General features: G+C 53.9%; 25 protein-coding genes. 19 read left to right on the top strand and 6 right to left on the bottom strand.

Annotated features, from left to right (window positions below; all coding sequences use genetic code 11):
* Positions 1-60: 60 nt before the first annotated feature.
* Together HS100_16090 and HS100_16085 are read left to right on the top strand one after the other, a co-directional pair.
* Positions 61-2,574: a DUF262 domain-containing protein gene (locus HS100_16090; protein MBE7435436.1), complete on the top strand. Its 2,514-nt coding sequence runs from the start codon at positions 61-63 to the stop codon at positions 2,572-2,574.
* A gap of 261 nt (positions 2,575-2,835) precedes the next feature.
* Positions 2,836-3,231 carry a GIY-YIG nuclease family protein gene (locus HS100_16085; protein MBE7435435.1) on the top strand — a complete coding sequence of 132 codons (396 nt, stop codon included), beginning with the start codon at positions 2,836-2,838 and terminating at the stop codon, positions 3,229-3,231.
* On the opposite strand, the gene HS100_16080 is transcribed toward HS100_16085, so the two are convergent.
* Positions 3,200-3,340, bottom strand: coding sequence for a hypothetical protein (locus tag HS100_16080; protein MBE7435434.1), 141 nt, complete (start codon positions 3,338-3,340; stop codon positions 3,200-3,202). The two genes, HS100_16085 and HS100_16080, sit on opposite strands and share 32 nt — an antisense overlap.
* Before the next feature lie 108 nt (positions 3,341-3,448).
* Between HS100_16080 and HS100_16075 the strand changes: the two genes are divergently transcribed.
* From HS100_16075 to HS100_16015, 13 genes are all read left to right on the top strand, one after another.
* Complete coding sequence (locus HS100_16075; protein ID MBE7435433.1) at positions 3,449-4,171, top strand: DUF4101 domain-containing protein; 723 nt, start codon at positions 3,449-3,451, stop codon at positions 4,169-4,171.
* Positions 4,172-4,505: 334 nt separating this feature from the next.
* Positions 4,506-6,071 (top strand): hypothetical protein, encoded by a 1,566-nt coding sequence (locus HS100_16070; GenBank protein MBE7435432.1) that lies wholly within the window; start codon positions 4,506-4,508, stop codon positions 6,069-6,071.
* Between the two features lie 22 nt (positions 6,072-6,093).
* A complete protein-coding gene (locus HS100_16065; GenBank protein MBE7435431.1) occupies positions 6,094-6,459 on the top strand; it encodes a hypothetical protein in 366 nt (121 codons plus the stop codon).
* A 181-nt stretch (positions 6,460-6,640) separates the two neighbouring features.
* Positions 6,641-6,862, top strand: coding sequence for a hypothetical protein (locus HS100_16060; GenBank protein ID MBE7435430.1), 222 nt, complete (start codon positions 6,641-6,643; stop codon positions 6,860-6,862).
* A 115-nt stretch (positions 6,863-6,977) separates the two neighbouring features.
* Positions 6,978-7,370, top strand: a complete 393-nt coding sequence (locus HS100_16055; GenBank protein ID MBE7435429.1) for a hypothetical protein — start codon at positions 6,978-6,980, stop codon at positions 7,368-7,370.
* 111 nt (positions 7,371-7,481) lie between these two features.
* Positions 7,482-7,961, top strand: a complete 480-nt coding sequence (locus tag HS100_16050; GenBank protein MBE7435428.1) for a hypothetical protein — start codon at positions 7,482-7,484, stop codon at positions 7,959-7,961.
* Between the two features lie 11 nt (positions 7,962-7,972).
* The gene (locus HS100_16045) at positions 7,973-8,215 is read left to right on the top strand and encodes a hypothetical protein (protein MBE7435427.1); all 243 of its coding nucleotides are present in this window, start codon (positions 7,973-7,975) and stop codon (positions 8,213-8,215) included.
* Between the two features lie 96 nt (positions 8,216-8,311).
* Positions 8,312-8,902, top strand: coding sequence for a hypothetical protein (locus HS100_16040; GenBank protein MBE7435426.1), 591 nt, complete (start codon positions 8,312-8,314; stop codon positions 8,900-8,902).
* A gap of 144 nt (positions 8,903-9,046) precedes the next feature.
* Complete coding sequence (locus HS100_16035; protein MBE7435425.1) at positions 9,047-9,307, top strand: hypothetical protein; 261 nt, start codon at positions 9,047-9,049, stop codon at positions 9,305-9,307.
* Positions 9,308-10,054, top strand: coding sequence for a hypothetical protein (locus tag HS100_16030; protein MBE7435424.1), 747 nt, complete (start codon positions 9,308-9,310; stop codon positions 10,052-10,054).
* 6 nt (positions 10,055-10,060) lie between these two features.
* On the top strand, positions 10,061-10,921 hold the full coding sequence (locus HS100_16025; protein MBE7435423.1) for a hypothetical protein: 861 nt from the start codon (positions 10,061-10,063) through the stop codon (positions 10,919-10,921).
* Positions 10,922-10,975: 54 nt separating this feature from the next.
* Positions 10,976-11,203, top strand: a complete 228-nt coding sequence (locus HS100_16020) for a hypothetical protein (protein MBE7435422.1) — start codon at positions 10,976-10,978, stop codon at positions 11,201-11,203.
* A 24-nt stretch (positions 11,204-11,227) separates the two neighbouring features.
* Positions 11,228-12,640 (top strand): amidohydrolase, encoded by a 1,413-nt coding sequence (locus HS100_16015; GenBank protein ID MBE7435421.1) that lies wholly within the window; start codon positions 11,228-11,230, stop codon positions 12,638-12,640.
* On the opposite strand, the gene HS100_16010 is transcribed toward HS100_16015, so the two are convergent.
* Entirely contained in the window at positions 12,634-12,873 is a 240-nt protein-coding gene (locus HS100_16010; GenBank protein ID MBE7435420.1) for a hypothetical protein, read from the bottom strand. The two genes, HS100_16015 and HS100_16010, sit on opposite strands and share 7 nt — an antisense overlap.
* Positions 12,874-12,933: 60 nt before the next feature.
* Positions 12,934-13,416 (bottom strand): peptidylprolyl isomerase, encoded by a 483-nt coding sequence (locus HS100_16005; GenBank protein ID MBE7435419.1) that lies wholly within the window; start codon positions 13,414-13,416, stop codon positions 12,934-12,936.
* 307 nt (positions 13,417-13,723) lie between these two features.
* Between HS100_16005 and HS100_16000 the strand changes: the two genes are divergently transcribed.
* From HS100_16000 to HS100_15985, 4 genes are read left to right on the top strand one after another with little or no spacing between them, the layout of a single operon-like run.
* Positions 13,724-14,566: a YwiC-like family protein gene (locus HS100_16000; GenBank protein ID MBE7435418.1), complete on the top strand. Its 843-nt coding sequence runs from the start codon at positions 13,724-13,726 to the stop codon at positions 14,564-14,566.
* On the top strand, positions 14,554-14,784 hold the full coding sequence (locus tag HS100_15995) for a DUF2007 domain-containing protein (GenBank protein ID MBE7435417.1): 231 nt from the start codon (positions 14,554-14,556) through the stop codon (positions 14,782-14,784). The genes HS100_16000 and HS100_15995 overlap by 13 nt, the downstream gene beginning before the upstream one ends.
* Before the next feature lie 4 nt (positions 14,785-14,788).
* The gene (locus HS100_15990) at positions 14,789-15,133 is read left to right on the top strand and encodes a DsrE family protein (protein MBE7435416.1); all 345 of its coding nucleotides are present in this window, start codon (positions 14,789-14,791) and stop codon (positions 15,131-15,133) included.
* A 12-nt stretch (positions 15,134-15,145) separates the two neighbouring features.
* Positions 15,146-16,294 carry an acyl-CoA dehydrogenase family protein gene (locus HS100_15985; protein MBE7435415.1) on the top strand — a complete coding sequence of 383 codons (1,149 nt, stop codon included), beginning with the start codon at positions 15,146-15,148 and terminating at the stop codon, positions 16,292-16,294.
* Positions 16,295-16,462: 168 nt separating this feature from the next.
* On the opposite strand, the gene HS100_15980 is transcribed toward HS100_15985, so the two are convergent.
* Genes HS100_15980 through HS100_15970 form a run of 3 tightly spaced genes read right to left on the bottom strand, consistent with a single transcriptional unit; the run spans position 16,463 to position 18,064 of the window.
* Positions 16,463-17,011 (bottom strand): class I SAM-dependent methyltransferase, encoded by a 549-nt coding sequence (locus HS100_15980; protein ID MBE7435414.1) that lies wholly within the window; start codon positions 17,009-17,011, stop codon positions 16,463-16,465.
* Complete coding sequence (locus HS100_15975) at positions 17,011-17,610, bottom strand: helix-hairpin-helix domain-containing protein (protein ID MBE7435413.1); 600 nt, start codon at positions 17,608-17,610, stop codon at positions 17,011-17,013. The genes HS100_15980 and HS100_15975 overlap by 1 nt, the downstream gene beginning before the upstream one ends.
* Before the next feature lie 10 nt (positions 17,611-17,620).
* Complete coding sequence (locus HS100_15970; GenBank protein ID MBE7435412.1) at positions 17,621-18,064, bottom strand: GNAT family N-acetyltransferase; 444 nt, start codon at positions 18,062-18,064, stop codon at positions 17,621-17,623.
* Position 18,065: the final 1 nt, after the last annotated feature.

The following is an 18,065-nucleotide window of genomic DNA, read 5'->3' as shown; positions in this document are numbered from 1 at the left end:
GATGTCCATTGGATAAATAATGAATTGCACAGTTGGCGATCCTAATAACTGGAGGATTTCATGCAACAACTTACGAATATCGATACAATCTTCAAGAAGAAAATATTCCGCATTCCGGATTATCAACGCGGGTACGCCTGGCAAAAGAGGCAACTAACAGATTTTTGGGAAGATCTTATTTCTTTGGAAGATGGAAGAAATCACTACACAGGTGTTCTTTCTCTTGAAGAGACCCCTAAGGAAAAGTGGGAGCAATGGGAGTCGGATAGATGGATCATTGAAAATCGAGGTTACACTCCCTATCTCGTTGTTGATGGCCAACAGCGACTCACTACCTGTGTGATCTTGATCCAGGCGATCCTTGAAACGGCCCAAAACCTCTCTCAGAATAACTTCCAAAACAAGGATGATTTTGAAATTTGCGATATGAAAATCAGTGATATTCGCAAAGATTTCATCTTCATCAAGCGCAGCAACAGCATCGTTCGATCGTATATCTTTGGGTATGAAAAAGATAACCCCAGTTATGAGTTTCTCAAAACGAGGATTTTCAACGAAGAATCATCCAGCGCACTAAATCAAGAAACTCTTTACACCCACAATCTGGAAAACGCAAAGGCGTTTTTCAAAGAAAATTTAATCGCAATTGCCGAAGATCAGCGGTTGGCGGCGCTGGAAAATATTTTTCAGAAAGTCACCAGGCACCTGCTCTTCAATGAATACATTCTTCAAAATGACGTTGACGTTTTTGTAGCATTTGAAACGATGAACAATCGCGGCAAGAAATTGAGCGATCTCGAATTGCTCAAAAACCGCTTAATTTACTTGACCACGCTATACCGCGAGGATATACCGGAAAAAGCAGAACTTCGCAAACGCATTAATGATGCCTGGAAGGAAATATACTATCAACTAGGCAAGAACAAATTAAATCCATTAAACGATGACGACTTCTTAAGAGCGCATTGGATCATGTTTTTTAAATACAGCCGCAACACAGGGGGCGACTATATCAACTTCCTGCTCGATGAGCAGTTTTCTCCAAAGAAGGTGCTTGAGCGGGTACCGATTTTTACTGGTATCCAGGAAGTAGCGGAAATCAGGGATGAAGAGGATGAAGCTGGACTCGAAAACGACGAGTTAGAAGAAGCGGAAATGCAAGCCGAGTCAAAACTAAAAATCCAGGAGGTATCAGACTTCGCGGCAAGCATTCAAAAAACCTCTGAACACTGGTACAACTCTTTTAATCCTCTTTCAATCACGAATTGGAGTACCGAGGAGCAAAATTGGGTTGACCGTCTCAACCGGATCGGGATAAGTTATTTTCGCCCGCTTGTTGTCAGTTCGTTCATGAATAAAGAGGTTACATCTGGTCAACGAATTGATCTCTTCAAAGCCATCGAGCGATTTATCTTCATCGGCTTCAGACTTTCACAAACGCGTAGCAATTATCGCAGCAGTGAATTTTATAACGCAAGCCGGGAGTTGTATTACGGCAGCAAAACAACAGACGAGATTATCAACGCCCTAAATACGCGCCTTGCCTTCGCCTTCAATGAAAATGGCTCCTTTAGAATAAACTCCTTCTTTGATTTTATTGAAACCAAATTCAAATACGGAAGTGGGTACTACAGCTGGAGCGGTATTCGTTACTTTTTATATGAATATGAACAACACCTGTTTAACCAGTCTAAAAATAAGACGCAGAAAATTTCGTGGGACCAGTTCATTACACAGAAGGATATGGTTACCATTGAGCATATCCTTCCCCAATCACCTACTGACAAATGCTGGAGGGATAATTTTGGTTTTTTTGAAAAAGACCAACTTAATGCTTTGACCAACTCGCTGGGCAATCTATTAGCTTTATCACAGCCAAAAAATTCCAGCCTCCAAAATCATTGCTACTCAGAAAAGCGTGCAAATCGGGAAGTCTCACATGGATACTTCAACGGATCTTATTCTGAGAATCGAGTCGCTGAGCAGTATCAGGATTGGACATTTGAATCCATTCGAGAACGCGGGCTGGCATTGCTGGAATTCATGGAAGAGCGCTGGGCAATCCGCCTTGGCGATGAATACACCAAACTAAGATTACTTAAACTTGATTTTCTAACCGACGATCAAATTCCACAATGGCAGAAAGCTCAAAATGAATTTGAAATAATGGATACTGATGAAGATCAGGATACCGATGAAACTGAGGCTAGTTCTCGGCGCGACTGGGAAGGGCGTGCCGATCCAGGAGCGATGAAAATAGTTGATATTCTGATAGAGATTATCGCCACAATCTCGCAACCGGTGGTTCATTACAACAATAATCATATATCCATCGAAACTATTGGGAAGAATTTCATCTGGCTCTACCCTAAAAAATCTGCCTCTATACGAGTCCGGCTAAAACTTTACAAAGACAGGGATGAAGTTGTCAGAAAATTAGCAAGTGAGGGATTGGATTGCAAAAATGGCACTAACCCTTCCTTTGCAAGATTGTACTTGACCCTAAACGACCTGAATCAAAACAAGAAACATATTGTTGAGGCAATTAATACAGCAGAAAGACTTTCACATTAATTTTCCCTCGGGAGAGGCAAAAAGGTTGAAATATATTCTGCGCCTACCCTTGTGGCAAATATTAAACGAGAATTCTTTGCAGCAATTCTCGCACATCCGCTAGGCAAGGTTATTGAGGTCAAGCATTGGGATCGAAAAAGGAATGTCCAAAGAAATGACGCACATGATTGTGGCGAAGGTCAACAGTGGGAAGGAGTCGCGCCCGCTCTTTGGGTGGACGCTGATGACGAGTATTCTTGATAAGACTTTCAAAGGTGAACTATGAAAACAAGAAAACCAATGATACAAGCTTATATTCGAATGTGGCCTCGCGAAGTATATAGTCTAAAAGATAAAAACAAGCATTTAGAAAGTGTTCGAAAAGAGTTGAGGCAAAAACCTGGTATATATATCTTGTACCATAACGGGCAACCTTATTACGTAGGTCAGGCAAAAAACCTTTGGTATCGAATTCGCAATCATGCTACAAATCAAAACGCTAAACATTATCACCTCTGGACACACTTCTCTGCGTTTATTCTTTCTGACACGGACCACATAAGCGAATTGGAAGGACTTGTGATTGCGGCATTTGGAATAGTGACAGCAAATAGCTCTAAAATGCGCATGAAAAGGATTCTATTACCTAAAGACGCAGCGAAGAGGCTTGCAAAATGACGAGGATGGTCAATGTGTTGAGGGAGTTGCCCGCGCTGATGCCGTCCGCCGATGCTGCGCCCGCAGGAAGTCCCCGCAGCAAAGCGAGGCGGGAGGGAGGGGCATTCAAGGGAGCTATGTTATGAAAAGAAGTTGGGTATTCAATTTGTTATTGATTTTTACCTTTGGATTAAGTGGCTGCGGGACTCCTCCTGCCACTTATGAAACGGGTCCGCAATTGGAAATCGACCTCGATGTTGTCGAATTATCCATTCAGGTCACAATGGATTCCGATGGAGACGTGGTCCTCGGCGGGGATTTTTCTTTATCAACCCTTGGCCCGGTTGGAGTAGGCTGGACAGCAGGGTTTGAAAAGGTCTTATATGAGGCGCAAAGGGATGAGCCCGCATTATTCATTCTTTGGGAAGACCCGTCTGGTGAAATCTGGCGGGAGAAATATATAATCGGTCAACCGTTCAGCGTAACATTCGATAATGACCAGTGGGTTAGAGAAATCAAGTCGGTGGACAAAAGTATTATCGTCGCAGTTGAGCCGGTCGAATCCGCGCCGGAATACAGTGATTTACAAGAGGACGTTCGATCTCTGGTGGAACGATGGGATGTGGCTCATTATTATGCAGATCGGTATTGGGATACTGGTGAACTATCCTCTGTTCTAAGCGGAGCCGCATTGGAAGAACAGCTCGATACTGTTGATTTTCTCAAATCCAATAATTGTTATTGGGAAATATATGAGTTGATGACGCCGAAGATAATTTACTTTGAAGCAGTTGGTACCCGATCCCTTATAGTGGATGTTAGAAAGAATTGGGATATGGATTTATATTGCAATGGACAGAAGGACAAGGACGACGATGGGTATTTCACAATGAGATATAACATTGATGAAATTAATGGGGCTTGGTTTATCACTGAGAAACGGGTCATTGCAAGGCAGTGAGGGACAGAGCGGTTAAGGGTGGTTCTTCCCATCGATCCAAATGGATGGCGGATGGCTTTCACAATTTTGACTACACGCAACCTCCTTAAACTCAACATTTCCCCCTTGCATTTCTAGCCCTTTTGTTCTAAAATAATTGCGACTCGACGACAATGGCTTAAAAAAAGCAGGTCGTCTAGCGTCTTAAAGGAGTAGACACCCTGTTTTAGCGCAGGATGGAACTCCTTTTTTGTTATTAAGAGGTCTGAATGTTAATGAATCCCTAAGTTGTCGTGCGGTGTGTTTTTCTCACAGGCACCCCGCCGCTTGCCGCCTGCAACCTGCAACCTGAAATATGGAACTAACCTCCCTCCTCCGCTCCACCATACGCTTAAGCGTCACCAACTGGGCGCGCGCCTGCGGCATCGCCCTCCGCCCCTACCAGCGCGAGATCGCCCGCGCCGTCAAAGACTCCGTCATCAACCGTCGCGGGCTCACCTTCGTCGTCATCCTCCCCCGCCAGTCTGGCAAGAACGAGCTACAGGCGCACCTCTTCGCCTGGCTCCTCTTTCGCTATGCGCAACATGGCGGGAACATCGTCGCCGTCTCCCCCACCTTCAACCCCCAGACCCTCAACAACATGGATCGCGTCCGCCGCTCCCTCGATGCCTGTGTCGGCTCTCGCGGCATCTGGAGGTCCTCCCAGGGGCGCATCTACTCTCTCAAAAATACCCGCCTCCTCTTCTACTCCGGCGAGACCTCAGCCAAGGTCGTTGGCGCCACTGCCGACCTCCTCCTCTCCGTCGACGAAGCTCAGGATGTCTCCCCCGACAAATTCGACAAAGACTTCGACCCCATGACCGCCTCCACCAATGCCACCCGCATCTTCTTCGGCACCGCCTGGACCGCCTCCACCCTCCTCGAACGCGAACGCCGCGTTGCATTGCAGGCTGAAAAAGCCGATGGCATCAAACGCGTCTTCCACTACACCGCCGATGACGTCTGCCTCCAGGTCCCCGCCTACAAACGGCACCTCGAGCGCAAGATTGCCGAACAGGGGCGCAACCATCCCCACATCCGCACCCAATACTTCGGCGAAACCATCGAAGCCCAATCCGGCATGTTCCCCCCTGCCCGCCTCCTCCTCATGACACCCTCCACCTCCCCTCTCCTCCCAGGAGAGGGGTCAGGGGTGAGGTCCGACTCCCCTCTCCCCTTGGGAGAGGGGCCGGGGGTGAGGTCAGGGCTGAGGTCCGGGGTCGCCTTCCTCCTCGACGTCGCCGGGCAGGACGAATCCAAACTCGCCGGAACCGCCTCCTCCTACAACCTCGGGCTTGGCAACCCCGGGCGCGACTCCACCACCCTCACCGTCGTCGAAATTGACCTTTCCATGCTTGCAGAACTTCGATACCCCGTCTACCGCGCCATCGCCCGTCGCACGTGGACAGGCGAAAGCCACCTCTCAGTCTTCACCCACCTCAAGAACCTCGCCGCCGAATGGCATCCCCATTACTTCGTCGTCGATGCCACCGGCGTTGGCGAAGGCTTGTGGGGCATGCTCGACCGTCACTTCCCCGCCCGCGTCATCCCCGTCAAATTCACCCTCCAGGAAAAATCCGAGATCGGCTGGCGCTTCCTCAACATCATCGAGACCGGGCGCTTCCTCGACGCCTGCCACACCGACGAAGTCCATCTTCAATACCTCAACTGCGTCATGGAAATACTCCCCGGTCCCCAAAAGAACCTCCGCTGGGGCGTCCCCGACGGCGCTCGTGGACCCGATGGCACCCTCATCCACGACGACTACATCCTTGCCGATTCCCTCGTCTCCAAACTCGACGGTTTGGAATGGTTTATTTCATCCCCCACGCTCACCGTGGAGGTCCCCGACCCTCTGATCGAAATGGACTCCAACTTTTAACACAAAACAAAGGAGAATTAAAATGACCGAACTACCCGTACCCCCTGCAAAACGCAAGCGCGGCGCACAGCCCGGCAACAGCAACGCCCACAGGCACGGCTTTTACTCCCTCAAACCCGAGATTCACCAACGCTTTGAGGCTGACCTCATCGGCGAAGGCGACGACGAGATTCAAATGCTCAGGAGCATCATAGACACCACCTTCAGGGTATTTTCGGGTCTGCCAGATCCAACCCTTGAAGAATGTCAGTCCACCCTGCGTGCCGTCAGCCACGCAGCCGATGGCATCCGTGGTTTATCTCTCATGAAAAAGGTTCTCCACGGCGGCTCCTCCACCATCGAACAGATCATCGACCAGCTTAAGAACCTCCCCCCCGAGGAGGACTGACCCTGGTTGCATATTCGTTCCTCCATTCGTTCCACGGAACGAATATAATTTCAAGGGAAGTTGACCCTCCTCCCCAAAATTCCGAAGGCATTTGGGGGAGGTGCCGAGCCGAAGGCGAATGGCGGAGGGGGCGATACCCGGGTAACATCCCAGGCACATCCACTACGTGAGGAGAATCATCATGAGCGAGATCAAATACGAAATACTCAAGACCGTCGGCATCCTGTCGACATCGGCATCCGGCTGGAGCAAGGAACTCAACCTCATCAGCTGGAACGACCGCGAACCGAAATACGACCTGCGCGATTGGTCCGCGGACCATGGCAAGATGGGCAAGGGCGTCACCTTGTCCAAAGAAGAGTTGCTTGCCTTGAAAGAACTTTTGAATGGTGCCGAGTTGTAGCCATTCCAGCAAAACATCAGATGCAGGCTGGCGCATGGATACGGTCAACTTGCGGGAGAAGGTCGGGGCGGGGTTTATCCGTAAAGTAAAATAAACCTGCCAAGGAGAAAACCGCATGGACAATTTTCAATTCAACCTGTTGAAAGCCATCGAGCGCAGCGTGGGGGCAAACAAGGACCTGTACGTCCCTGCGGGGGAGATCCAGAATTTGGCGAAGGAAGACAAGATCAAACCGCTGATTCCCAAAGCCTTGAAATCCCTGACGGATGAAGGCTATCTCGAAAACCGCGAGAGAAGTTACCGCATCACGACAAAGGGATACATTTATCTCGAAGCCCATGCCATTTCCCTTACCCTGCGCGACGAACTCAAGCGCGACCTCAGCGACGAATTGACGAAACAAAAGGACAGCCTCAAGCAGGAATTAAACTCGTCCATCGGCTGTAATTGGGCGGTCATGATCGTCCTCGTGGTCGTCGTGCTGGCGGTCGTTTTCATCTACAAATGAAAGTCGATGGTGATATAATCGAAGCAACCCAAAGAAATCGACGGGCTTCGCACACCAGTCCATTTACAGGCTGGTGTTTTTCTTTCCCTGCATCCGCCAAAGGAGTCAACCATGAAATTTCAGACCGATGAATGGGTCATCCATTACACGCACGGGCTCGGGCAGGTGCTGGGGATCGAAGAACGCGCCATGGACGGAGCCGATATCACCTTTTATGTGGTGCAGACCCACGACCTCACCATCTGGGTGCCGGTGGATGAGAACATCACGCGCCGCCTGCGCGCGCCGAACAGCGCATCCGCCTTCAAGAAAGCCCTGGCCGTCTTCTCGCAACCGGCTGAAAAACTTCCCACCGATCACCGCCTGCGCCACCAGCAGTTACAAGAGCGGCTGAAGGAGGGCACCGTCGAAGCATGGTGCCGCCTCCTGCGCGACCTGACAGCGGACCGCTCCAAACACGGCTGGAACGACCGCGAACGCAACCTGCTGAACGCCGTCCGCAAGATCCTGGTCGGCGAGTGGAGTTTCAGCCTGTCCATCACCCCCGAGCAGGCAGAAGTGGACCTGTCACGGGTCATGCGGGTATCCTGAGAGCAGCACCCATGGAATCACCCGAGCGGGTCATCCTGCTGCGCGTCGTGGAAAACTTCATGCGCACCGGCGTCGCGGAAGACAGTGAAGTGGCGGTCGTCAACCTGCCGCCCGGCAAAAGCACCTACGTCGAACAGACCGGCGCGGACGGCCGCTCGATCATGCTGGACGAATTCCGCGTCGCAGGCAGGGTCGTCTGGGCGGGCTACAGCTCCCGCAGCGGGACGGTCTACCTCAGCCTGCCGCGCAGTTGAATCTTGAACCTCCCCCCGAATGAGGGGGATTATGTTTTAAATCAGAAGGGTTGGAGGGGAGCGAATCGGGAGTATCATGGAAGCGAGGAGGAAACCATGGAGCTCACTGGTCCGCGCGCCACGATTTTTGCCGCTCTCATTGCCGTGGGCGGCATCGCCATCGGCGCATTTCTTGAACCGTTGGCGGATAATTGGATCAACGAACCCGCTTCGGATTCCAATCCCAATGCGCTTGCCATCGAGCAGGTTCCCCAACAGGTCTTTGCCTTTGCAGGCAATAACAATCCCGACGGCGGCTGGAGCGCCTTCTGGTTGTACTATGAAGACGAAGGCGTCCCGGTCTATAAACTGGAATATTGGCTGCCGGATGACATGAACGGCTACGCCGGGCTGGCGTTCGAGTTCAACGAAGGGGCGAACCTGTCCACGTATACGGCGGTGGAATGCACGCTCATCTTCCGTGACCCGGGCGATGTGGTGGACCTGTATTTCAAGGACATCGCGGGTCACTTCAACACCGTGCGGGTGGCGAACAACAACACGGGCGAGATCGCCGTCCGCTACGAGTTCGGCAACTATCCCGATGTCAACTTCAACGCGGTGAATGAATTCGGCGTGGTGGTCAGCACCGATTTCATCACGGGCGCTCACCATGTGCGCATCAGGGATATCCGCTTTGTGAAGTGAACGCCCGCCCCGGGTTACGCTCCCTTCGCCGGGGAGGTCGGGCGGGGAACGGAAAGCATGCGTCGCTCTTGTCGTTTGGGCGATATTCGTTAAACTTGTGAGTGAGCGTTTCGTATCGATCATCAGCCATTCAAGGAGACCGCCATGGGCAAGAAGACCGTTTTTTGTTACGGCGAATACGAAGAGGTTCCGTATTCGGAATTGGAAAAGGACGAACACGGGAAGGTCAAAAGACCCTATATCCACGTATTGGGCAACGGAAAATCGCACTGGGTCTCCACCGGGGAATCGACCGCAGACCGCGTCATTCCGCGCCCGATGTTGGGACCCAAATACAAAAAACCTGCGGCGTCGAGGTCCGGGAAGAAAGTGGCGAAGCGCAAAACCAAAAAAGGGAGAAAATAAATGTCGCCCACCCTGTCCCCTCCCGTCCTGCCAGCCATAAACAAGAACGAAGCGCCGGAACTCAAGGAACTCAAGAAGCAACGCTACCTTGCCGAGCTCGATGTATTCAAAGCGCGCCAGCAAGCCGAGATCGACGTTGCGAAGGAAAGGTCCCTTGCGCAGATCAAAGCGGAGGAAGCGGATGTAACTGCAAATCTGGAGCGCGAGAAAGCCGGGTACGCGAACGAGTACACCCTGTACCAGGCTGTCTATAACGCCTATATCGAGATCGCAAAGGGTCAGGTCAACGTTCCCGGTACAAAAGCCGATTTCGTCCAAAAAGCCGCCGCCGCCATCAGCACGGCATATCTCGCCGTCGTGGGCTTGTCCTTCGGGCTGGGGGAAACGAGCACGCCCCTGCCATTGAGAGGCATCCTGCCGACCCTCTTTCTCGGGTTGTCGATCTTTTTCTCCACGGCATACATCGCCTACATCACCAAGCCGTCGCCTTCCACCGAAACCTCGAACGAGGGCACACTAGCCGGCAGGCAGTTCGAACGCAGGAAAAATTTCCTCGTCTGGACGCAATCCTCGATCTCGAGCCGCAAACTTCTGCTGCACATCGCTGTCGTCAGCCTGGGGTTTGCGGTCTTCTACCTGCCCGCGCCCTATATTGCGATGGATGAGTTCATCGTGTTCATCCTTGCAGGCTTGGGGCTGGTCTGCTCCATCCTTATCCCCATCATCCTCAGCCTGCCTACAGAATAGGGTCCAATGAAAATCACCCCTTTCATCCTGGTCGTCCTCGCCTTCGTACTATCCTCATGCAACCTCGGCGCGCCTGCGCCGCAAGACCCCGCCGCCGTGGCCACCTCCGCTGCGCAGACGGTCGAAGCCGTGCTCACACGTCCCGCCTCATCCCCCACCGCCGGGGCGGATGAGCCGCTTGCGAGTCCCACCGCGGCGGCGGCTTCGCCCACATCCACCCCGTGCGAAGACAGCGCCGAGATCGTCACCTGGACCCGCGACGGAAAAACCTACGACAAGACCGAAGCAGACAAACCCCTCGCTCCGGGCAAAGGCTTTGTCATGTCCTGGATCCTAAGGAACAACGGCACCTGCGTCTGGAACGACGGCTATGAATTCATCTTCGACTCCGGCGAAAGGCTCACACAAGCCGACACGTTCCCCGTCATGCCGTTCGGATATAAAATTCAACCGGGAGAGGAACTCACCGTCACGATCCAAATGGAGACACCCTCCGCGCCGGGAACATACGAATCCACCTTCAAACTTATCGACCCGGATGGAAACCACGTCATCATCCCCGGCGTCATCACGAAGGTCGGCACACCCTCATCCGGTTCCATCCCCGCGCCCGGCGACCTGCGCTATCAATACAATTGCACACCCGGGGTGGTCACCATCACGCTCACATGGAAGGACCGATCCGACAATGAGGACGGCTTCCGCATCTACCGCGACGGGACGAAGCTCACCGACCTGCCCTCCGGCTCCACCACCTACGACGACGTTCTCTCCACGCCCGGATCCTACGTCTACACTGTCGCCGCGTTCAATGCGGGCGGCGAATCTTCCATCAACGTCACCGCCGAGACGACGAACTGCCAGTAACGGCGCGGTGTTACAATCGACTCGTAGAATCCATTACAAACCAGGAGGTTCACCATGAGCAAGGAAGATGATATCCGCGAATTGCTCGACCAGCTTGTCCAGGAGATCGCTTCGTCCCAAAACAACCCGCGCACGTGGCTGTCCTGGGTCGTTTCCCTTCTCTCGCGCCTTGAAGACCAGTCCGACAAACTTTCCCCGTCCAACCGCGAGACCTTTTTGGAAATGCTCTCCGCGTTGCGGTCCGAGATCAAGAACCGCATCACGACCGGCGGCTGGAACTAAACAACCTGCTTCAAGGAGCGCACCATGAACATCCCCGATTGGATCGAAGAAAACCGCTCGATATTCACCACGCTGAGCGATGAGATATGGGGCTACGCCGAACTGGGCTACAAGGAAAGCAGGTCCGCCAAGACGCTGGAAGACGCGCTGGAGGAAGGCGGCTTCAAGATCGAGCGCGGCGTGGCGGGGATTCCCACTGCGTTCGTCGCCAGTTACAGCAACGGCGGCGGACCCGTCATCGGCATCCTCGGCGAGTACGACGCGCTCCCTGGTTTGAGCCAGGACTGCGTCCCGTACCGCAAACCGCTCGAAGACGGCGCACCGGGGCATGGCTGCGGTCACAACATGCTCGGTGTGGCGGGGATCGCTTCGGTGATGGCGCTCAAACAGGCGATGGACTCGGGCGCGGTCAAGGGGACGATCCGTTATTTCGGTTGTCCCGCCGAGGAAGGCGGCGCGGGCAAAGCCTTCATGGCAAAAGCGGGGGTTTTCGACGGCGTTGATATTTGCCTCACCTGGCATCCCGATACATATAACTCCGTGCCGTACACGAACTTCCTCGCAAATTACCGCGTCCTCTTCCGCTTTCACGGCAAGACCGCGCACGCAGCGGCGGACCCGTTCAATGGGCGCAGCGCGCTGGACGCCATCGAATTGATGAACGTGGGCGTGAACTACCTTCGCGAACACATGATCCCCGATGCGCGCGTCCATTACGTCATCACCAAAGGCGGCGTCGCCCCGAACGTCGTGCCCGATTTCGCCGAATCCTTGTACAGCGTCCGCGCGCCGCGCACCGACCAGTTGGATCCGCTCTTCGAGCGCGTCAAGGACATCGCCAAAGGCGCGGCGCTCATGACCGGCACCGAATTGGAAATTCAGGTCATCTCCGGCATGTCGAACATGCTCGTCAACGAGACCATCAACGAAGTTTTGCAGTCGAAGATGGAGGAGATCGGCGCGCCGAAATTCACAGAGGAAGAACATGTCTTCGCCCGCGAACTTTCCAAGTCCATCCCGCCTGAAAGCCTGGAGACCAGCGCGTACGTCTATGGTTTGGATTCGAACGACGTCGCCAAATTGAAGGACCTTGCGCTCTTCGAGGATATTTTGCCGCCCTTCAAATCCGAGATCATCATGCCCGGTTCCACCGATGTCGGCGACGTGTCCTGGGTCGCGCCAACGGGTCAGATCCTCACCGCCTGCTGGGCGCTCGGCTCGCCCGGTCATTCCTGGCAGATCGTCGCCCAGGGAAAGATGGGCATCGGCCAGCGCGGGATGTTATATGCGGGCAAAGTGATGGGCGCCGCGGCGCTGGAATTCATGAAGGACGATGCGCTGCGGAAAAAAGCGGTCGAGGAATATAAACAAAAACGAGCCGCTGCAAAATACGTCTCCCCCATCCCGGACGGCACAAAGCCGCCGCTGGACTATTGATCCTCCTCCTCCCGCTCCGGGTACACACGCCGCACCGCCGCCTCGACGTCCGCTTCCCTGTGCTTCTCGCAAGCCACAAGCGGGCGCTTCGAATGGGCGACCTTCTTTCCATCCGCGCTCATCACTTTAAAGTCGAATAAACGACCGTCCGGCTCATACACCACAAAAAGTTGATGCAGTTTGCCACAGACGATGCAGCCGTGAGTTTCTGTGCGGGATGTTTTTTCGGGCATGGCGTCTCCATAAAATAAAGTGACAGTCACCTTCGAGGTGACTGTCACTTCGTAAAACGATCATTCTTCCGAAATCACGATCGAAACGATCTTATCGCCCTCGAACGCGGGAGCCTGGTCCGGGTCGCGCAGGGTGATCCCGTTGACCACATCCATCCCTTCGACCACCTGACCGAAGATGGTATATCCGCCGTTCAAGAATTCCTGCGGACCGAACGTGATGAAGAACTGGCTTCCGTTCGTATCGCGCCCCGAGTTCGCCATCGCCACCACGCCTTCCTTATCGAAGGTCAGGTCGCTGTCTTCGTTGACGAATTGATAACCGGGTCCGCCCGAGCCTGTGCCGGTCGGGTCGCCGCCCTGCGCCATGAACCCCTCGAGCACGCGGTGGAAGGTCACGCCGTCGTAAAAACCCTTGCATGCCAGGAACACAAAACTGTTCACTGTGATGGGCGCCTTATCGGGGTAGAGCTGGATCTCGAACTGTCCGCCGTTCTCCATTTCGACGCTTGCGAAATATTTTTTTCCTTCATCCACCTTCATCGGCGGCGCGGAGTCGTACTGATCCGCGGCGGGAATATCCGCGAATTGATCGCAGATAGGCGAACTCTGCTGTGCGGCGCTTTGCTTCGGCAAATACTGCCAGGCGAAGAACGCAAGAACAAGCAGGACAACTCCCCCGGCGGCATATTGGATGTATCTTTCCGTGGTAACCGGTTGATTCTTATTCTTTTTGACCAATTTCTTTTTCGACATGCATATCTCTCCTGAAAATTTTCCATAATTATACCCAGACGCGCGCCGTACACCGACCTTGCGCACAAATTTCTTTTCCTTTATCCTTGTGTCGATGCGCAGTCTTTTCAAACGCCATGTTGCCCTGCCGCAGGACCACGGCTCATGGGTGTTCATCCTCAGTCCGTTATTGATCGGGATATTCGAAGGCGGGACGGTTCGCAATTCGACCCTTTATCTCGTCATCGCGGCGATGTCCGCTTTTTTGATGCGACAGCCGCTGACAGTGACCGTCAAAGCCCTGAGCGGACGTCGCCCGGCTGCGGATCTTCCCGCCGCGCGGTTCTGGGTGCTCGTCTATGGGCTGATCTCCGCCCTGGCATTGATCGGGATCATCCTCGAAGGCTTCGGTTACATCCTCTATCTCGCCGTGCCAGGAGCGCCCGTCTATGCCTGGCATCTTTGGCTTGTCAGCAAACGCGCCGAACGAAGACAAGCCGGGGTCGAAGTCATCGCCACGGGTGTTCTTGCGCTCACCGCTCCCGCCGCCTATTGGGTCGGAAGAGGAGAATATGATCCCATTGGCTGGTGGCTGTGGTCGCTTTGCTGGCTTCAATCGGCGGCGAGCATTGTGTATGCGTACCTGCGGCTGGGTCAAAGGGAGCTTTCGCCGGACCAGGCCCAGGTCAAGACAAGAGGCGATTGGATTCGGATGGGAGCCCGCGCTTTGACCTACACTTCCTTCAATTTGCTCTTCTCCGCCATATCAGGATTCGCTTCCCTCATTCCGCCGTTGATCTTCATACCCTTCCTGCTGCAATGGCTGGAAACCGTTTGGGGAGTCATAAATCCCGCCATCGGTTGGAAACCCACGCGCGTCGGGGTCCGCCAGTTGATCGTCAGTATAATTTGGACGGTCCTTTTCATCGCATTTTGGAGTCAGCCATGGACGAAATGAAATACGGGTTATTGACCGAACTCCACAGCCGGATGCAGGCTGACCTGCTCGAGAGTTATCTCGAAGCCAACGGCGTGGATGTGGAGTTGTTCCAGGAATCGGTCGGGCACACGGCGTTTCCGGTGACGATCGACGGGCTTGGGCTGGTGCGTGTCTTTGTTCCCAAAGATAAACTTAAAACGGCAAAAACCCTGTTGGAAAAATTCACTTCGGAGTAATGGAATGAAAGATACCGTCCTGCTTTGCACAAGGTTCGGGATGGGGCATACGGATATCGCAGCCCTCGACCAGAAATTGATCGTCAAATATTTCAGCCTGATTTTGGATTCAACGGAACTGCCCGCGGCGATCTGCTTCTATACCGACGGCGTCCGTCTGGTCACCGACGATTCGCCGGTCCTTGATCAGCTGGGTCAATTGGAAAAGAAAGGTGTGCGGCTCATTGTCTGTTCCACCTGCCTTGAAGAGATGAGCATCACGCAGAGTCAAGTAAAGGTTGGCATTGTGGGCGGGATGCCGGATATAATCGAAGCGCAGACCAGGGCAGATAAAGTCATCACACTCTAAAATGGAGTCAAAATGGATTTCGAGCTAAGTGAGGAACAAAAGACGTGGAAGAAGATCGTCCATGATTACGCGGAAAAGGAACTGCGGCCGAAAGCCCGCGAAGTGGACGAAAAAGAGGAATTCAACTGGGAAGCTGTCCGCAAAGGCGGACCGGTGGGACTGCTGGGATTGAACATCCCGGAAGAGTACGGCGGCTCCAACGTCGACTCGATCTCGAACTCGATCGCGATGGAGGAACTTGGCTGGGGCTGCGGTTCGACGGCGCTGGCATTCACCGCGCATAACGGGTTGGGCACCGCACCCATCGCCATTTATGGAAGCGAGGAGTTGAAAAAGAAATGGCTGCCGCTGGTCGCCACCGGGAAGAACAAACTCGGCTCGCTTGCCTTGACCGAGCCCGGCGCAGGTTCGGACATCCAGGGCGGGGTGTTGACCCGCGCCGCCAGAGACGGCGATGAGTGGGTCATCAACGGTTCGAAGATGTGGAACACCAATGCCAGCATCGCGGAATACATCATTACGCTCGTCCGCACGGACCCGAAGGGCGGCTCGAAGTCGTTGAGCATGATCCTCGTGCCCACCGACGCGAAGGGGTTGACCATTCATCCCGCCGAGAAGAAAATGGGGTTGCGCGGCTCCCCCACCCACTCCGTGACGTATGAGGATGTGCGCGTGCCGCTTGGATATATGATCGGTCCCGAGGGGCGCGGATTGCAGCAGACGCTTGCGACTCTCGATGCCGGGCGCATCAGCATCGGCGCGATCTCCGTCGGATTGGCGCGCGGCGCGATGGAAGCGGCGATCTCTTACGCAAAGGAAAGGAAAGCGTTCAACCAGTCCATTGCAGACTTTCAGGCGATCCAGTTCAAGATCGCGAACATGGAAGTGGAGATCGAACTCGCGCGCACGTATATCTACAAAGCCTCGTGGCTCAAGGATCAGGGGCGTCCATACAGCAAGGAAGCCGCGATTGCAAAGCTATACGCAACTGAAATGGCGGAGCGCGTGATCTATGATGCGATCCAGATCCATGGCGGGTTCGGTTACAGCCGCGAGTATCACGTGGAGCGCATGTACCGCGACGCGCGCCTGATGACCATCGGCGAAGGGACGAGCGAGATCAACCGGCTGGTCATTTCAAGGCATGTGCTGGCGGGTTAAACAATCAGACATAATTAACCCCGAATTTAATTTGGGACGCGGATGAGCGCAGATTTTCGCGGAAAGGGTATTAAAAATCCGCGTATTCAGCGTTTATCAGCGTCCCATTTGTTCTTAAAAACGAACTCACCCGCGAATCCTTAATTTCGGGGTGAGTCATGTCTCTTTCTACTTTCGTATTATTACCCAGGCTGTGCCATCGGCCGTTTTTGTTTCCTTCTCCCCATTCCTGAATAATTTCATGATCGCGTCCGGCGCAAGGAAGTGACTGCGCATCAGCAATAACTTCTCGGCAATGGCGATCAATTTCACGCCGAAGGTACGGATATCCGGCTCTTCGATGACGAGAATTCCGCCCGGCTTCAACACGCGGAACATTTCGTCCGCTGTGCGCGAATGATTCTCGACATGATGCAGGGCGTCCACCATGATGATCCGCTCGAAGGAGGAGTCGGGGAAAGGCAAAAGCTCCGAAACGCCGCATACAGGCGTCAGCGCAGGGCGGGGCGCGCGGGTTAACATCCCAAATGAAACATCGGCAAGGACAATTTCATCCACAAATTCCCGTAATGCGGAGGCAACCCGTCCCGTCCCGCCGCCCACATCCAACAGCCTTCCCTGAACCGGAAGGGATGCAACTTCGCGCATCACATCGGTTTTGGAATAGGTCACGCGGGCATAAAGCGGCGCGATGAAAGAAAAATGGTCGAAGTCCATCAGACGGTTATCAGATCCTTGATCTGGTCGAAGGTGGAGGGACCGATGCCCGAAACGTTGAGGATATCCTCGATGACCGCAAAGGGTCCGTTCTCATCCCGGTAATCGATGATGCGCTGGGCGATGGTGGGTCCGATCCCTGGCAGGCTGTCGAGTTCCTCGAGCGAAGCCGTATTGATGTTGACCAACTCATTATCGCCGCTATCGGTATCCCCCGGTTCTTCGGTTGCGCCCGGCAGGAATAAACCCTCGTCCCCATTCGACGAACTTTGCCCCGAAGGTTCCTGACCCGCTCTGTAAGGAATATTCAGCTGCTGTCCATCCTCGAGCAGCGCTGCGAGATTGATGGTATCCACATTTGCACTGGAGAGCAGCCCGCCCGCCGCATCGATGGCATCCTGCACGCGCGCGCCTTCTGCAAATTCATACAAGCCGGGGCGCGGCACGGCGCCAACGACATGCACAGCGATCGGTTCTTTTGTCGGCGCAGGCTGCAACCGGATCGGTTCGCCAGCGGGAGCGCGGATGATGAATAACAGCAGACCCGCGAGCGCAAACCCGGCGATCACGCCGACAAGAGTGTAAAGCGTATTTTTCATGCCGGGGATTCTACTCCAACTTCATGATCAGCAATCCCTCGTCCACCTTATGGACAAGTTTGGCGGCATCGAACAGGTTTTTCATGCGCCGGAAATATTTCGGCATTTCGCCGTAATCGATGGCGCGAAAACCGAACTTCTCATACATCGGCCCGTTGTGTTCGATGCACATCAAATACAACGGCCGCGGGTATCGATCCAGAAGCATTTCGATGATCTTGCGCGCAATACCCTTTCCGCGGAATTCCGGCGGGACCGCTATCGAAGCAAGTTCGAGGACGTCCTGCCCGTGCGGCTTGACCTGGCCGCAGCCGATCACGCGTCCCGAGCCATCCACCGCAACGAGAAAACGCCTCCAGTCCAAGCCCATCGGGTTGATTCCCACCAGGTGAATCAAGTCTTTGATCCGGGCTGATTCAGATTCCAAAGCAGGGCGGACTTCATACTCGGTCATG

The organism is Anaerolineales bacterium, assembly GCA_015075725.1.
Lineage (GTDB): Bacteria > Chloroflexota > Anaerolineae > Anaerolineales > Villigracilaceae > Villigracilis.
This window is presented reverse-complemented; position numbering and strand designations above follow the sequence as displayed.

Excerpts from the sequence above, each read along its gene's own strand:
- HS100_16090 (MBE7435436.1), top strand. The coding sequence starts at position 61 with ATGCAACAACTTACGAATATCGATACAATCTTCAAGAAGAAAATATTC.
- HS100_16085 (MBE7435435.1), top strand. The coding sequence starts at position 2,836 with ATGAAAACAAGAAAACCAATGATACAAGCTTATATTCGAATGTGGCCT.
- HS100_16070 (MBE7435432.1), top strand. The coding sequence starts at position 4,506 with ATGGAACTAACCTCCCTCCTCCGCTCCACCATACGCTTAAGCGTCACC.
- HS100_16065 (MBE7435431.1), top strand. The coding sequence starts at position 6,094 with ATGACCGAACTACCCGTACCCCCTGCAAAACGCAAGCGCGGCGCACAG.
- HS100_16060 (MBE7435430.1), top strand. The coding sequence starts at position 6,641 with ATGAGCGAGATCAAATACGAAATACTCAAGACCGTCGGCATCCTGTCG.
- HS100_16055 (MBE7435429.1), top strand. The coding sequence starts at position 6,978 with ATGGACAATTTTCAATTCAACCTGTTGAAAGCCATCGAGCGCAGCGTG.
- HS100_16050 (MBE7435428.1), top strand. The coding sequence starts at position 7,482 with ATGAAATTTCAGACCGATGAATGGGTCATCCATTACACGCACGGGCTC.
- HS100_16045 (MBE7435427.1), top strand. The coding sequence starts at position 7,973 with ATGGAATCACCCGAGCGGGTCATCCTGCTGCGCGTCGTGGAAAACTTC.
- HS100_16040 (MBE7435426.1), top strand. The coding sequence starts at position 8,312 with ATGGAGCTCACTGGTCCGCGCGCCACGATTTTTGCCGCTCTCATTGCC.
- HS100_16035 (MBE7435425.1), top strand. The coding sequence starts at position 9,047 with ATGGGCAAGAAGACCGTTTTTTGTTACGGCGAATACGAAGAGGTTCCG.
- HS100_16030 (MBE7435424.1), top strand. The coding sequence starts at position 9,308 with ATGTCGCCCACCCTGTCCCCTCCCGTCCTGCCAGCCATAAACAAGAAC.
- HS100_16025 (MBE7435423.1), top strand. The coding sequence starts at position 10,061 with ATGAAAATCACCCCTTTCATCCTGGTCGTCCTCGCCTTCGTACTATCC.
- HS100_16020 (MBE7435422.1), top strand. The coding sequence starts at position 10,976 with ATGAGCAAGGAAGATGATATCCGCGAATTGCTCGACCAGCTTGTCCAG.
- HS100_16015 (MBE7435421.1), top strand. The coding sequence starts at position 11,228 with ATGAACATCCCCGATTGGATCGAAGAAAACCGCTCGATATTCACCACG.
- HS100_16010 (MBE7435420.1), bottom strand. The coding sequence starts at position 12,873 with ATGCCCGAAAAAACATCCCGCACAGAAACTCACGGCTGCATCGTCTGT.
- HS100_16005 (MBE7435419.1), bottom strand. The coding sequence starts at position 13,416 with ATGAAGGTGGATGAAGGAAAAAAATATTTCGCAAGCGTCGAAATGGAG.
- HS100_16000 (MBE7435418.1), top strand. The coding sequence starts at position 13,724 with ATGCGCAGTCTTTTCAAACGCCATGTTGCCCTGCCGCAGGACCACGGC.
- HS100_15995 (MBE7435417.1), top strand. The coding sequence starts at position 14,554 with ATGGACGAAATGAAATACGGGTTATTGACCGAACTCCACAGCCGGATG.
- HS100_15990 (MBE7435416.1), top strand. The coding sequence starts at position 14,789 with ATGAAAGATACCGTCCTGCTTTGCACAAGGTTCGGGATGGGGCATACG.
- HS100_15985 (MBE7435415.1), top strand. The coding sequence starts at position 15,146 with ATGGATTTCGAGCTAAGTGAGGAACAAAAGACGTGGAAGAAGATCGTC.
- HS100_15980 (MBE7435414.1), bottom strand. The coding sequence starts at position 17,011 with ATGGACTTCGACCATTTTTCTTTCATCGCGCCGCTTTATGCCCGCGTG.
- HS100_15975 (MBE7435413.1), bottom strand. The coding sequence starts at position 17,610 with ATGAAAAATACGCTTTACACTCTTGTCGGCGTGATCGCCGGGTTTGCG.
- HS100_15970 (MBE7435412.1), bottom strand. The coding sequence starts at position 18,064 with ATGACCGAGTATGAAGTCCGCCCTGCTTTGGAATCTGAATCAGCCCGG.